The sequence below is a fragment of the Paenibacillus sp. P2(2022) genome, assembly GCF_029522175.1.
Lineage (GTDB): Bacteria > Bacillota > Bacilli > Paenibacillales > Paenibacillaceae > Paenibacillus > Paenibacillus polymyxa.
Genome location: NZ_JAKWFI010000009.1, coordinates 160809 through 174780 on the forward strand (window position 1 = coordinate 160809; position 13972 = coordinate 174780).

The window sequence follows — 13972 nt, forward strand, 5'->3', positions numbered from 1 at the left end:
ATACGAAGGAGGAGCCACTGTGTTTAGACGCTCTGATGATAAAATCACAACGAAGCAAGGGGCTGTATTCCTGACCAATACCGTATTGGGCGCAGGGATATTGACACTGCCGAGAGGTGTAACTGAACAAGTACAAACTCCTGATGCATGGCTTTCTGTCCTCATCGGTGGAGCTATTGTCATCTTCGTCGTCTGGGTTATGGTGAAATTAAGTCAACAGTTTCCCGGAAACACTATATATCAATACTCCAGAAGAATTGTAGGTACTGTTCCGGGAGGATTCTTAAGTGTGCTATTAATTATATACTTTATAATCATAGCTGGATTCGAGATCCGTGTGTTGGCTGAAGTAACCATGTTTTTTCTACTTGAAGGCACACCCATCTGGGCGATTGTGATTCCATTCATCTGGGTAGGGAGTTATTTGGTGTTTGGAGGCATTAATTCCATCGCGCGGCTATACCAGATTATACTTCCGATCAGTCTCTTCTTTCTGCTTCTCTGTTTTGTCTTTAGCTTAAGAATCTTCCAAATTGATCATCTTCGTCCCGTATTGAGTGACGGAATTTTACCCGTCATCAAGGGGCTGAAATCGACTATTCTTGTCTTCTCTGGATGTGAAGTCGTCATGACACTGGTCGCTTTTATGCAGCACCCCGAAAAAGCATTTAAGGCCATGGCAGTGGGTATCGGTATCCCTTTAGTTTTGTATTTTTTGACCGTAGTTATGGTGATCGGCGGGCTATCGGTAGATTCTACTGTGACAAGTACTTGGCCTACTATTAATTTGATGCGCAGTTTTGAGATCCCCGGATTTCTTTTTGAACGTCTGGAGTTTCCACTGCTGGTGATCTGGGTGATGCAAATGTTTTGTAATTTCTGCAGTTTTTTCTTCAATGCAACCTTAGGTGTCTCACAGGTGTTTGGTCTTAAATATCGTTATGCGATTTTCGGTTTAATTCCGCTTATCTTTATCTCCACGATGACTCCTGTTCGTATGATGGAAGTGTTTCGCCTTGGCGATGCGATCGGATACATGGGAATCATATTATTTCTTCTGATTCCGGTATTTCTCTCCATCGTGTTCATGATCAGGAAGAAGGGAATGAAGCAAAATGTCTAGACGATCTATCCTATCCGTGCTGCTTGCCTTCATTCTGCTGGTTACTCAAGTCGGCTGCTGGAGCAGCAAAGAAGTAGAAGAACTAAGCATATATACAGGACTTTCTCTGGATAAGGGGGAGCTAAGTCCATTGGAACAGGATCTGGAGAAGAAAGGCAGCCGCTACTTCAAGAAAAATAAAATTACGGCCAGTGTACAAATCGTTCCCAAAAAATCATCTGGAGGCCCAAGCCAGCAAGGCGGAGGAGGGGGACAAGAGCCAAACTATAACAACATAACTGGCACAGGAGATTCTTTGCTTGAAATCTTCCGCCAACTCTCTCTCCGTTTGGATCGCCCCGTTATTGGTCACCATCTAAAGGTCATGGTGGTTTCCACCGAACTGGCAAAACAACAGACGATGCAGCAATTGATGGATTTTGTGCTTCGTGATAATGATATTCGCCCGAGTTGTTTGGTCTTCTTAAGCAAGGGAAGAGCAGCTAATACTTTAGTTACCAAATATAAGGAAGAAGTCCCATCCATTCATATTCTGTATATGCTTCGTAACCATTTCAGAACCAGCAAGGTAATGAGGGGGGTCAATTTGTCTGAATTGGATGGGATGATGCACTCCAAAAAAAGCTATATACTGCAAAACATCATTGAATCCGATGGGGAATTAGAATTTTCAGGGGCTGGTATTATTAAAGGAGAAACCGGCCACTGGATCGGTACTTTGGGACAACAAGACGTGGAAAGTATTGGATGGATTAAGGGTGATGTTGAGGGCGGAGCTGTCAAAACGTATGACAAGCGAAATGAAGCCATAACTTATGAAATCAAATCGGTAAAGAGCAAAATAACAACTAAAGTGGATGATGGCGATGACATATCTTTTCACGTAAAAATTGAATCCAAAGGACGTTTAATCGAAAACTGGGATGAGAAGGTAGACCCAACTGAGACGCGAAACATGAAAGAAGCTGAGCTAGAGTTTGAAAAACAAGTGACTAGAAGGGTTAAATCTCTTATGCACAAATTACAATCCGAATATAAAGTCGATGTTGCTGGTTTTGGTGATCACTTGAAAATTGAAAAACCACAGGTGTGGAAAAAAGTAAAAGATGATTGGGATTATAAATTCAGTAAAATCCCTGTAACCTTCGATGTTAAGCTAACCATTACGGATTTAGGTTCCTCAGCCGAATAGTCAACATCTACTCAAAATTTGTCCTGGAGTCAAAAAAGAACCCCTCTTCTTTAGAAGAGGGGTTTTCCACCACAGTGGACTATTCCAATTTAATCACTCGTTCTTGGGTCAACTCTAATGGGTCAGCTTAAAAACTCAGATTTCCTCTCTTCACCGTGGGAACGTCTGGCAAAATCGACGAATTGGAATTTGTCCAGTCGATGCCTTGATTCGGTATACTGGAACAATGTGGTGTCTTCCAGATAAACATAGTTACGGACTACAACCACATGAGTATAGTTCTGGAGGTCCATCAGCTTCCGGTCTTCTTCATCTGCATCTTCTACAGAAACGACTTTTTTAGCATAACTGATTGGAAGATGGAGTTCCCCCTCCAGATATTCGTAGATAGATTCACGACTAATTTCCTCGGTAAGCACAGGGACAATGTCTGATCGAAAGTAGTCTTTATCCAGTATGACACATTCACCTTCAATTTCACGCGCACGAATGACTTCCCAGACCAAATACTTGTCTTTGTCAATCTCAAGATGAGTAGCTATGTCATCTGGGACGGGAATCAACTGATTTTTATGAACAATCGTTTGTGATTTACGCCCAATCCGCTCAGACATTTCTTTGAAACTGACCAATCCCCCTATAGGAAAATCCATCCGTCCGATATCCAGAACAAAAGATCCTTTAGCCTTTATTTTATGGATATACCCATTTTGTGCAAGCAAGTGAAGTGCCTTACGCACAGTCTCACGAGAAGTGTTATACTCCCGGGCCAATTCATTTTCAGAGGGCATTTTCGAACCAGGAGCCAATTCGCCTGTCTGGATTCGCCCCGAGTACTCTTGATAAATTTGCAAAAATATATTCTTAGTCAATTTTCATCACCACGTTTATTGTAGCATTCTTTCACTGACCAAGTTACTAAATTAGGCTAGCAGGGATGAATCTGACTTAATTCGTTTTGTCTGATGAAGAATTCAAATGAATTCTCATTAAGACATATTGCAAATCGTTCGCCTCACCTGGCAATTCCTCAATCGATTCAATCATACTCTGCCCTTCGGGAACAATGACCGGTGTAATCATAGGATACCCTGATTTCTGAATCAGCTCACGGTCAAATTCCATCAGTAGCTGGCCCTGCTCCACGGTTTGACCTGTCTCCACATGCATGGTGAATCCTTCTCCCTTCAATGACACCGTGTTGATTCCTACATGTACCAGTATCTGTACACCTGTTGGATGCTCCAAAATCAAGGCATGCTTGCTTTTCACCATGATGTGAATGACTTTTCCACTGAAAGGGGCAAGAATCCGACCATCCCTCGGTTCCACGGCAATACCTTGCCCCATCTGCCGTTCGGCAAAAGCCGGATCAGGAACCTGCTCCAATGGCACAACATGTCCTAGTACCGGAGTCTTTACTTCAAGCACATCCAGTGCAGAATTTTGTTGGTCCGAATTTTTCCGTATGGAGTCATTAGCTGGTGTAGCTGGAGTCTGACGGCGTTTACTTAGCAGTTTCCCATACATGAAGGTTAAAGCGAACGGTACAATCAATACAATTGCCATCCCGATGAAGAATACGCCCCAGTTGTTTGGGAAAATGGATAGGAAGCCTGGAATCCCTCCTACACCAATGGAAGAAGCCAACACATGATTTACGGTGAGCAGTATACCTGCGATACCGGAACCGATCATTCCAAATACAAACGGATATTTATACCGGATATTCACTCCGAATATGGCAGGTTCGGTCACACCCAGAAACGCAGATACGGAGGAGGTAAGAGCCAATCCTTTTCCCTTTTGCTCCTTCAATACCAGCATCATGGCCAGTGCTCCGGCCCCCTGAGCGATATTGGACAGTGCCAGCATCGGCCATAGGAACGTGCCACCCTGCGTACCAATTAATTGCACGTCCACCGCCAGGAAAGTATGGTGCATTCCCGTAATGACCAGCAAGGAGTAAAAGCCTCCATAAATCAAGCCACCCAGCGCAGGAGCCAAATCGAAAACGTATACAAGACCAGACGTAATTGCATTACCAAGCATAAAAGTAACCGGACCGATCACTGTAAAAGCAAGAAATCCTGTAATTAACAATGTAATCGGAGCTACGAGCAACAGCTTAAATGAATCCGCTATCTTCTTATTGAGGAATTTCTCAATTTGTGCGAGCACGTAAGCGGATACCAAAACGGGTAGAACCTGTCCCTGATAACCAATCTTGTTCACGTGCCAGCCAAACAAATCCCATACCGGAACGCTTCCTTTGGTAACGGCATCCGCATAACTGTATGCACTTAGCAGATCCGGATGAACCAGAATCAAGCCTAGTACAATCCCGAGTAAAGGACTACCGCCAAACCGGACAACAGCCGACCATCCAATCAAAGCAGGTAGAAATGTAAAAGCAGTGCTGGCAATGGTATTAATGATTGCTGCAAAGTCGGTCCATTGAGGGTAGACCTGAACCAGAGACATTCCTTCGAAAAAGATTCCATTGCCTGTCAAAATATTATTGATCCCAAGTAATAAACCTGCAGTCACGATCGCGGGCAAAATCGGAATAAAGATATCTGCCAGCGTCTTGATGGCACGCTGAATCGGGTTTTGTTTTTTACTAGCGGCGTTTTTAACATCGTCCTTAGAAGCCCGACTGCCTCCTGTAATGGAGATCATTTCGTCATATACCTTATCCACCAGACCTGGACCTATCACGACCTGATACTGTCCTTGTGAAGAAAATTGGCCTTTGACCAGATCATTTTGTTCGAGTGCTTCTTTATCGACCAGCTTATCATCATAAAGGGCAAATCGCAGACGAGTTACGCAATGCGTAGAGGCCTCTATGTTGTCTTTACCACCAACGGCTTTTATAATGTCTTCCACCTGTGCTCTTTCAATCGCCATCTAGTCCACTCCCTCGACGTTTGCTCATTTTTAAAGCAGCACCCCGGCTTAAAAATAAATGTACTACCGGGGTACTACTAGATGTTTCCATACTATTCACTAAGGTTAACGAACAATCCACATATAGGAAGCATACGGAGTCAAAGAGACCACCTGATTTAGCTGCGGAGCGTGCTGGGTATTACCGATTAAAAGCTCAGCCGCAACCCCTGCTTGATTATCTAATGATGAATAAAATGAATCCGGTATACGGAACTGTACATCCTGCCCACTAAAATTAGAGATGACGACCAAAGTCTCCTGTTCATTGCTGCGTTGATAGGCATAGACCTGAGGATGGGCTTCATCCAAGCGTTGATAATCCCCATCGGTGATGACCTGTACCTTCTTACGCAGATGAATCAGCTTACGATAATGATTGTAGATCGAGTCCGGGTCCTCTAACTGGGACTGAACGTTGATATGTGGATATCGTTCATCTACCTTAATCCAAGGCGTGCCTGTAGTGAAACCTGCATTGCGGGTGTTATCCCACTGCATCGGTGTCCTCGAATTATCACGGGACCGCTCTCGAATGATATTCAATGCTTCCTCTGCACTTTTGCCTTGCTCCTGTAAGATACGATACATATTCAGCGATTCAACATCACGGAATTCTTCAATATCTGACCACTGCGGATTGGGCATTCCAATCTCTTCACCTTGAAATATATAAGGTGTTCCCTGAAGTCCATGTAGCGTGGTGGCCAGTAGCTTGGCGCTTTCCACATGGTATTCACCATCATCCAAAAAGCGAGAGATCGCTCTTGGCTGATCATGATTGTTAAAAAACAATGCACTCCAGCCGCCACCCTGTTGCATGCCAATCTGCCAATCCGAAAATAGCCTTTTCAGCATTTCAAAATCATAAGGCATGAGTTCCCACTTTTGCCCATTAGGATAATCCACCTTCAAATGATGAAAATTAAAGGTCATAGATAATTCTTTTCTCTCTGGATTGGAATAACGGATACAATGATCCAGTGAGGTGGAGGACATCTCCCCTACAGTGACGCTATTATATGTTGAGAATACTTTCTCATGTAATTCATGAAGGTATTCATGCACATGCGGACCATCCGTATAATACTTACGCCCGTCCCCAGGAGCCGTGCTTCCATCATCGTCCGAGAATTGCCGATCCTTGGAGATCAAATTAATGACATCAAGTCGGAAGCCACTAACTCCCTTCTCAGCCCAAAACTCCAGCACATTAATAACTTCTTGGCGAACTTTGGGATTTTCCCAGTTTAAATCCGCCTGCGTCTTATCAAACAGTGTCAAGAAGTATTGGTTTGTCGCCTCGTCATACTGCCAAGCTGGTCCACCAAACTTGGAAATCCAGTTGTTCGGAGGTCCTCCATCGGGTGCTGGGTCACGCCAGATATAATAATCCCTGTACTCATTATCCTTAGAAAGCCGCGCCTGCTGAAACCAGACATGTTCTGTGGAAGAATGGTTAACCACGATGTCGATCATCAAGTGCATCCCACGCGCCCGAATTTCCTGGCTCAATTCTTCAAAATCCTGCATTGTTCCATAATCAGGATTAATCCGGCAATAATCGGCTACATCATACCCGTTATCGCGCTGTGGCGAGACATATACAGGCTGCAACCAGATAATATCAACACCCAGTCCTTGCAGATAATCCAGCTTTTGTGTCAGACCTCTTATATCACCGGTTCCTTTCCCCGTCGTATCGTTAAAGCTTTTGGGATAAACCTGATAGACGACCGATTTGCGCCACCAGTCTTGATCTTGAGGAATTAAAGCCTTGTTCATTGCTTCCATTCATGCTCATTCCTTTCTTACGAAATGAAGTAGCGTAAAAGAATTTAATATAACGCTTTCAACTTCTTGTATATACAAGATTAAATCATGTATATACAAGTTGTCAATATACTTTATGTATTAAGGTAATACCCGTTTTACAGCTAAATGACCAGGAAACTCATCCATTCTGTCCGATTGTATTTCATGACTCTTTCAATAAACTCTATTTCACACGAAAAAGGCTCCTGCTTATAAGTCAGGAACCCATCTTTTAAATCGTGAATACGGTATTTATTTAAATCCATATAGATAGTGCGCTATAAAGGAGCAATAAGGCCATTATGATATTGAAGGAGCGCTCATACTTATTCAAAAAGCGTTGAAACATGGCGCCGAAAATCGCCCAGCACATGACAGCTACAAAACCAATACAGGTCAGGATTAACGAGATCGTTATCATTGTCATATATGACACATCATACGGCATTACAAACGTTGAAATGACCGTAATACCATACAAAATGATTTTTAAATTGATAAATTGCAGCAGCAGTCCCGATTTGAAGGAATATCCTTCATTGTGGTCATTATCCTCCGAAGTAGATTTGCTCTTTGCTATTTTTACTGCCAGGTAAAGCATGTACAGACTACCAAGAACATTCATCCAGATTTTAACCCGAGGCAAGAAATGATATAAAGCTAGATTAAAATAGCAGGCTAACAGCATAATAGCGAAACAGCCTGCTGTTATTCCCAGTAAGAATGGAAAAGCTCTCTTCAAACCTAACCGCCTGGCACTGTCCAATGACATAATATTGTTGGGGCCTGGCGTAAAGCTAGTAACCAGTACATAAGATAAAAATGGAATAAACGGCATGCAACAATCAACTCCAGTGTGTTATAATTGAATAAAATGTGCGTTGAAACGCACATTTGTACTTCATGATTGTACATCATGTTCTTTATATAGCACAATAGGGAGCGGAAAAATGATGGAGAATATTAATTTGATTTTAAGTAAAAATCTAAAGCATCTAAGAAATGAAAGAAAATTGAGTTTAGATAAATTAGCTGACCTGACGGGGATCAGTAAAACGATGCTCGGCCAGATTGAACGCGGAGAATCTAATCCTTCGATTACAACGGTATGGAAAATTGCGAACGGTCTGAAAATATCATTCACTGCCCTGATTAGCGAGCCGCCTGCCGATGCCATAGTCGTTCCTAAAAGCAAAGTACAAGTGCTTGAAGAAAGCAATCACTATCGCTTGTATCCGTTTTTCCCCTATGAAGGAAATAGAAATTTTGAGGTCTATACCGTAGAGATTGAACCAGGCGGGGAACTGAGTTCTGCCCCACACCGTGAGGGTACTGAAGAATTTATTACCGTATTTGAGGGTGAAATGGTGGTAAAAGTTAGCGAAGAAATGTACACGGTGAAAGCTGGAGATTCGATCCGCTTTAAAGCAGACCGTCCACATATATACTATAATTCGGGAGAAACACTGGTACGGATGAATATGATCATTTATTACTCTGTATAGTTCAATTCTTAAAGAGCATACATGTAAAAGCCCTTAAATTAAATGATCCTATTAAAATAAGGAGCTCTTTTAATAGGATCATCGGTACAAATATTAAATGATTAGACCTGTATAGTGTTTAGGAGATTTCAATTTGCTTAATTATTCGTGCTGGATTTCCAGCTACAACTACATTATCTGGAACATCCTTGGTTACTATTGCTCCTGATGCCACTACGACATTATCGCCTATCGTAATACCGGGATTAATAACAGCTCTACCGCCGATCCATACATTGTTACCAATCGTTACAGGCTTTCCATACTCTGCCCCAGCGATTCTTTCAAATGGATCAATGGGATGAGTCGCTGTGTAAATATGCACTCCTGGGGCCAAAAAACAATTATCTCCAATACGCACCTCACAAACATCCAAAATAGTACAGTCGAAGTTGGCATAGAAATTTTCCCCAACATGGATGTTGTATCCATAGTCACAGCGTATGTTGGGTTCCATGTTTATATTTTCACCCGTTGATCCGAAAAGCTCCTTAAGTAACTTTTCACGATAATCGCTATCCGCCTCCGTCGTCTGATTAAAGAGACGTACACATCTTCTCGCATACTCTCTTTCACTTGTTAATTGAGGATCAGCAGCTACATACAGCTCCCCATCCAGCATCTTTTGTTTTTCCGTTTTCATAGACATGTAACAATCTCCTTTATATTTTAATTCATTTCTTTTCTTTCATCCCCACAGGCTGGGCAGCACCCGATATCAAACCAGCCACCATAACGCCAATAAGCACTACAATTAAGGCATGCAGGAGACCCACCTGTTCACCTAAAAGCCCTAATCCCGGAGGACCCACTAGAAAGGCAATATAACCAATTGTGGCTACGGCTCCTACCCGGATAGCTGCACCATGAGGGTCATCTCCTGCAGCTGACAATCCTACAGGAAAACCAAGTGAAGCTCCAAGCCCCCACAGCAAGATACCCAATCCGGCTAAGAGATCATGCTGCCCCCAGATCACTAGAGTAATACCCACAGCAGTCAGGACAGCACTTCCTTTCAACACAGGGACGCGGCCGTATTTATCCAGTATAAATCCACCCGTGAAACGTCCAATGGTCATCGCTGCCACAAATAGCCCATACATATAGGAGCCTGTTAAGGAGTCCACGCCATAACCATCTACCATCGTTAGCGGCAGCCAGTCATTCGCGGCCCCTTCTGCAAACGCCATCCCGAGCACGATGATACCAATCAGTAGGATTCGCCTTTCTTTCCAGACAGCAAGCTGAACCTTGATATTAGATCCAACCTTGTACGTAGAAATAACCTTTTCTTTACCTGTATCGTGGGGCAAATAACGATACAAATACAAAGTTACCGTGGCAATCATGGCAGCCATAGCTCCAAAATGAATCACAACAGGTATGTGTAGTGCAGCTGCTCCAGAACCGATGACAGCCCCTACAAGGGTCCCTAAACTAAACGAACCGTGAAAGGCGGGCAAGAGCGTTTTATTCAACTGATTTTCTACCGCAGAACCTTCGACGTTAAGAGCTACTTCTGCTGTGCCATAGCCACCACCAAAGATGACCAAACCAACAAACACGATGCTCGTGAGCGAAAATGCAGTTCCCAACCCTACAATGACAAAACCAATCACAATCAAAAGCGCACTTCCCAGAATGACCGACCGTCCACCTATACGAGAAATAACATTGCCCGCACTAAGTAATCCCAATAAGGAACCCGCGGCTAATCCAAAAATAATAATCCCCATTTCGGCAGTCGAGACATGCAAAATATCCCGTATGACAGGCGTGCGGGACACCCAGGAAGCAAAAGCTACACCCGGTAAAGCGAATAACAAAAATAAAATATTACGAACTATCCTAGGATTCATGGAGGGTTCTCCTGTCATCGATGAGCTCCTTAGCGAGACTTTTTATAAATCTTTTAATAAGTAGTATTATAATATATTATTCTGATCGCATCCAGCACTTTTTTGTCAAAAATACCTGGGCAGTATGATAAGCTGAGGGCAGCGGCCTCCAGTTTTTAGTGCTTCATCATTATAAGCTTTTTCTCCATCCCCCAGGGCCAGTTTCGTATATGTACCTTACATGAACATCCAATAATAAAAAAGGAATGCTTCCTTGTCCGCTTACTCAGACTAGAAGTATTCCTTTTATTTTTGATATTACGCTTGATGGAGCGCTCCAATGCTAAGGCCAAACGCGGCTTCGTGAATCACTTCTCCTGTCGTTGGATGAGCAAAAACGGTTTGCATGATTTGCTGCTCCGTCAGTTCATTGGCAATCGCCAATGTCAGGCTACTGATTAAAGATGATGCATCTGGACCAATGATCGATCCACCCACAATTTTTTGTGACACATTATCCTTTATCAATTTAATAAAGCCTTCCGATTCATTCATCGTTAATGCTTTCCCATTGCTGGAGAACGAAACTTTGCTTACACTGAAATCCATTCCCTCTTGCTTGCATTGATCCTCTAATATACCAACACTTGCGATTTCGGGTGAAGTGAAGATGACATTGGGAATGGCAGCATAGTGCATACCTTCCGATCCACCCATGATGGCATCAATAGCCGTGATCCCCTGATGGGAGGCGACATGGGCAAGCTGCATAATATCCGTCACATCACCAATGGCATAGATATGTTCGACGTTTGTACGCATATATTCGTTAACAGCAATGCCTTGCCCACGCTCATTGCGCTGGATACCCGCTTGTTCAATATCCAGTCCGTCCAAATTGGGCTCACGTCCGATCGCAACAAGCACTTTCTCGCTAACTAACAAATGCTCACCTTGTTTGTTTTCATAGGTGACAATAGCCTGTCCATCGTCCGCCTGTTGGATTTTAGATACCTTGGATTGGGTATGGATATGAATCCCAGCATTTTCTGCCGAATGTTTAATTTCTTCTGAAATATCACTGTCAACCATGGTCAACAAACGATCCATAAATTCTACCACGTGAACCTCTACGCCGAAATTACGATAAATGAAGGCAAACTCCATACCAATCACACCACCGCCAATAATCGTAATACTTTTTGGTAGTTCAGTAGAGGCAAGGGCATCGGTGCTATTCATTACAAAAGGAAGATTGATGCCGGGAATATTCACTTTGGTAATTTTGGAGCCTGTCGCAATAATGATATCTTTTGCTGTAACCTGGTAATGTCGTTGTCCTTTGACGCTTACTTGTGTGGCAGATAAAAAGGCAGCTTGACCGCGAATAATTTCAATATTATTTTTTTCCATTAAATAATCAATACCCGAAATCAACTTTCCTTTGATCTCATCTTTACGACGAATGACTTGTTTCATATCGACTTGAAGATCTGTTCCCGCATGAATACCAAACAAAGACGATTCCTTGATGTGGTGACAAATCTCAGAAGACTTCACCAGGGATTTAGTTGGAATACAACCTACATTAAGACAGGTGCCACCCAATTCCTCTTTTTCCACCAAGGCCACCTTTATTCCTTTTTTAGCGGCATAAATCGCTGCCACATACCCTCCAGGTCCGGCTCCAATAATTAGCAAATCCACGTTCTTATCCACTATAGGTTGTTCCACCTTGATAGCCTGTGATTCTACTGTAGACGTCCCCTCTTCGGTAGCAGCTTCAATTGTAAATAAGGCCTGATTAGAGGATACTTCGTCGCCTTCTTCAAAGTGGATTTTACTAATACTTCCTTCGACATTTGCTGTAATTTCTCGAACACCTTTGCCTGTCTCAACCTCAAGAAGTACATCCCCAAAGGAAACGTTCTGTCCGAGCTGGACGTGATTTTTGCTAGCTTTCCCTTTTTTTCCTCCAGGGATCATTGACATTTTAACTTCCATAATTTTTTCAAACCCCTTCACGACCAAAAGAGAATTCATTGAGCCCTTTTAGCGAAAAATTTAATGTCTGACTACGCCTGCTTGTACCAATTTAACCCCATTAGCCAAACAATCCCCAACCGGACAAGTCTTTTCGACAAACGCTGCAAAAGCTTCTGCTTTTTCTTGGCTCTCTGTCGTTTTAAAGTGCATGGCAAAACGTATTTCCTGAAATCCACATCGAACATCCGCTAACCCCATGAACCCATCCGGGTCCAAATCTCCTTCCAGCTCTACATGGAATTCTTCATATGAGAACCCAAAGCCTTCGGCAAAAGCAGCAACAACGATCGACTGACATGCACCAAGCGCACACAGAAGTGCTTCAACCGGATTCATCGCTTTGTCGGTTCCACCAAAATCTTCAGGCTCATCCATCACAATTTTGAACCCTCTGGATTGAGCTTCCACTTGCAACCCTTCAGGTAATTTTTTTGCAGTAGCTTTAAATGTAGTTAACATAAATATAACCTCCCGTTTACTTTGTGAAATAAGTAACTTTATTCAGGGAAATTGTAGCACTCTTAGTTTCGAAAATCAATAGTTAGCTAAGTAATTTTTTTAGTTGTTAGTATCTGATATGATGAAAAGTACAAAGGTCTGTTATACTTAAGTTGATGTATAAGAAATATAGTTCAGTTGAATGGGTTGGTGTGGCCATGTTTAACTTAGAGGATTGTCTTGCTTTTATTACCAATCGTAGTGGAAAAATCTTTTCGGAAGCCTTGGAGAAAGAATTTCGACCTTATAACATTACTAGGAGTCAATGGATTGCGATGTATTATATCAATACACACAAATCCATGACTCAACGGGAACTCGCAGAAGAATTGTCGATTAAGGAGCCAAGTGTAGTGCGGCTGCTACAAAAACTAGAAGCCGAAGGATATTTACTTCGTAGTATTGATGATGCAGACAAACGAATGAAACAAATTCAATTATCCGATCTTGGTACGCAGGTTTGCCTTAAGCTTCTGCCGATTGCTGAGAAGTTTAAGCAAGACACCATTGCTGGGATCTCTCAGGACGATCTTCATATCTTTGAGAGTGTGCTTCAGAGAATGGTTGATAACACAAGGAAATAACAAGTATAGAAAAACGACCAGGAAGGTACCTCCCTTGGTCGTTTTTCTTATAAAGCACGCATGTAATTGCTGGTTTACACTTCTATACTTACTGTAAAAGTAGAAGTAAATGGTTAAGTAAGCACAGGAGTAGTGGCACATGAATATCTTACTGTTTTTTCATAAAAAAGTGCGTAAATGAAATCGCATTTCTAAGATCGGCTTAATTCCAAAAAGAAAGACACACCCCTTAATGGGATGTGCCTTTTTTTCTTGCTTGGCGGCGTCCTACTCTCCCAGGACCCTGCGGTCCAAGTACCATCGGCGCTGGAGGGCTTAACGGTCGTGTTCGGGATGGGTACGTGTGGAACCCCTCCGCTATCGCCACCAAACATGAATTT

At 42.7% G+C, this 13972-nt stretch carries 12 protein-coding genes and 1 rRNA gene; 4 read left to right on the plus strand and 9 right to left on the minus strand.

Annotated features, from left to right (window positions below):
* The first annotated feature begins 19 nt into the window (after window positions 1–19).
* Window positions 20–1123 carry a GerAB/ArcD/ProY family transporter gene (locus MMB75_RS22390; RefSeq protein ID WP_025363962.1) on the plus strand — a complete coding sequence of 368 codons (1104 nt, stop codon included), beginning with the start codon at window positions 20–22 and terminating at the stop codon, window positions 1121–1123.
* On the plus strand, window positions 1116–2315 hold the full coding sequence (locus tag MMB75_RS22395; protein WP_045245166.1) for a Ger(x)C family spore germination protein: 1200 nt from the start codon (window positions 1116–1118) through the stop codon (window positions 2313–2315). The genes MMB75_RS22390 and MMB75_RS22395 overlap by 8 nt, the downstream gene beginning before the upstream one ends.
* A 122-nt stretch (window positions 2316–2437) precedes the next feature.
* Here the strand turns inward: MMB75_RS22395 and treR are convergent, their stop codons facing one another.
* The 4 genes from treR to MMB75_RS22415 all read right to left on the minus strand — a co-directional run bounded on the left by treR (window position 2438) and on the right by MMB75_RS22415 (window position 7920).
* Window positions 2438–3187, minus strand: coding sequence for a trehalose operon repressor (gene treR, locus MMB75_RS22400; protein WP_025363960.1), 750 nt, complete (start codon window positions 3185–3187; stop codon window positions 2438–2440).
* A 76-nt stretch (window positions 3188–3263) separates the two neighbouring features.
* Entirely contained in the window at window positions 3264–5228 is a 1965-nt protein-coding gene (treP, locus tag MMB75_RS22405) for a PTS system trehalose-specific EIIBC component (RefSeq protein ID WP_045245167.1), read from the minus strand.
* 105 nt (window positions 5229–5333) lie between these two features.
* A complete protein-coding gene (gene treC / locus MMB75_RS22410; protein WP_045245168.1) occupies window positions 5334–7061 on the minus strand; it encodes an alpha,alpha-phosphotrehalase in 1728 nt (575 codons plus the stop codon).
* Between the two features lie 277 nt (window positions 7062–7338).
* Complete coding sequence (locus tag MMB75_RS22415) at window positions 7339–7920, minus strand: LysE family transporter (RefSeq protein WP_016818396.1); 582 nt, start codon at window positions 7918–7920, stop codon at window positions 7339–7341.
* 112 nt (window positions 7921–8032) lie between these two features.
* On the opposite strand from MMB75_RS22415, the gene MMB75_RS22420 reads away from it, so the two are divergent.
* The gene (locus tag MMB75_RS22420; RefSeq protein WP_017428683.1) at window positions 8033–8587 is read left to right on the plus strand and encodes a helix-turn-helix domain-containing protein; all 555 of its coding nucleotides are present in this window, start codon (window positions 8033–8035) and stop codon (window positions 8585–8587) included.
* 118 nt (window positions 8588–8705) lie between these two features.
* Here MMB75_RS22420 and MMB75_RS22425 read toward each other — a convergent pair whose 3' ends face one another.
* The 4 genes from MMB75_RS22425 to MMB75_RS22440 all read right to left on the minus strand — a co-directional run bounded on the left by MMB75_RS22425 (window position 8706) and on the right by MMB75_RS22440 (window position 12969).
* Window positions 8706–9275, minus strand: coding sequence for a maltose acetyltransferase domain-containing protein (locus tag MMB75_RS22425; protein ID WP_016818394.1), 570 nt, complete (start codon window positions 9273–9275; stop codon window positions 8706–8708).
* 25 nt (window positions 9276–9300) lie between these two features.
* Complete coding sequence (locus tag MMB75_RS22430) at window positions 9301–10485, minus strand: MFS transporter (protein ID WP_017428684.1); 1185 nt, start codon at window positions 10483–10485, stop codon at window positions 9301–9303.
* 297 nt (window positions 10486–10782) lie between these two features.
* Complete coding sequence (gene lpdA / locus MMB75_RS22435) at window positions 10783–12468, minus strand: dihydrolipoyl dehydrogenase (protein WP_277510921.1); 1686 nt, start codon at window positions 12466–12468, stop codon at window positions 10783–10785.
* 60 nt (window positions 12469–12528) lie between these two features.
* Window positions 12529–12969 (minus strand): OsmC family protein, encoded by a 441-nt coding sequence (locus MMB75_RS22440; RefSeq protein ID WP_016818391.1) that lies wholly within the window; start codon window positions 12967–12969, stop codon window positions 12529–12531.
* Between the two features lie 197 nt (window positions 12970–13166).
* Here MMB75_RS22440 and MMB75_RS22445 point away from each other — a divergent pair, with 197 nt between their 5' ends.
* Entirely contained in the window at window positions 13167–13592 is a 426-nt protein-coding gene (locus tag MMB75_RS22445; RefSeq protein WP_019686071.1) for a MarR family winged helix-turn-helix transcriptional regulator, read from the plus strand.
* A 254-nt stretch (window positions 13593–13846) separates the two neighbouring features.
* On the opposite strand, the gene rrf is transcribed toward MMB75_RS22445, so the two are convergent.
* A 5S ribosomal RNA gene (rrf, locus tag MMB75_RS22450) occupies window positions 13847–13963 on the minus strand.
* Between the last annotated feature and the right edge of the window lie 9 nt (window positions 13964–13972).

Bases quoted from the DNA above. Each gene is read 5' to 3' on its own strand.
- MMB75_RS22425 (WP_016818394.1), bottom strand. From the start codon at position 9,275: ATGTCTATGAAAACGGAAAAACAAAAGATGCTGGATGGGGAGCTGTAT.
- treC (WP_045245168.1), bottom strand. From the start codon at position 7,061: ATGGAAGCAATGAACAAGGCTTTAATTCCTCAAGATCAAGACTGGTGG.
- MMB75_RS22440 (WP_016818391.1), bottom strand. From the start codon at position 12,969: ATGTTAACTACATTTAAAGCTACTGCAAAAAAATTACCTGAAGGGTTG.
- MMB75_RS22430 (WP_017428684.1), bottom strand. From the start codon at position 10,485: ATGAATCCTAGGATAGTTCGTAATATTTTATTTTTGTTATTCGCTTTA.
- MMB75_RS22420 (WP_017428683.1), top strand. From the start codon at position 8,033: ATGATGGAGAATATTAATTTGATTTTAAGTAAAAATCTAAAGCATCTA.
- treP (WP_045245167.1), bottom strand. From the start codon at position 5,228: ATGGCGATTGAAAGAGCACAGGTGGAAGACATTATAAAAGCCGTTGGT.
- MMB75_RS22445 (WP_019686071.1), top strand. From the start codon at position 13,167: ATGTTTAACTTAGAGGATTGTCTTGCTTTTATTACCAATCGTAGTGGA.
- MMB75_RS22395 (WP_045245166.1), top strand. From the start codon at position 1,116: ATGTCTAGACGATCTATCCTATCCGTGCTGCTTGCCTTCATTCTGCTG.
- lpdA (WP_277510921.1), bottom strand. From the start codon at position 12,468: ATGGAAGTTAAAATGTCAATGATCCCTGGAGGAAAAAAAGGGAAAGCT.
- MMB75_RS22415 (WP_016818396.1), bottom strand. From the start codon at position 7,920: ATGCCGTTTATTCCATTTTTATCTTATGTACTGGTTACTAGCTTTACG.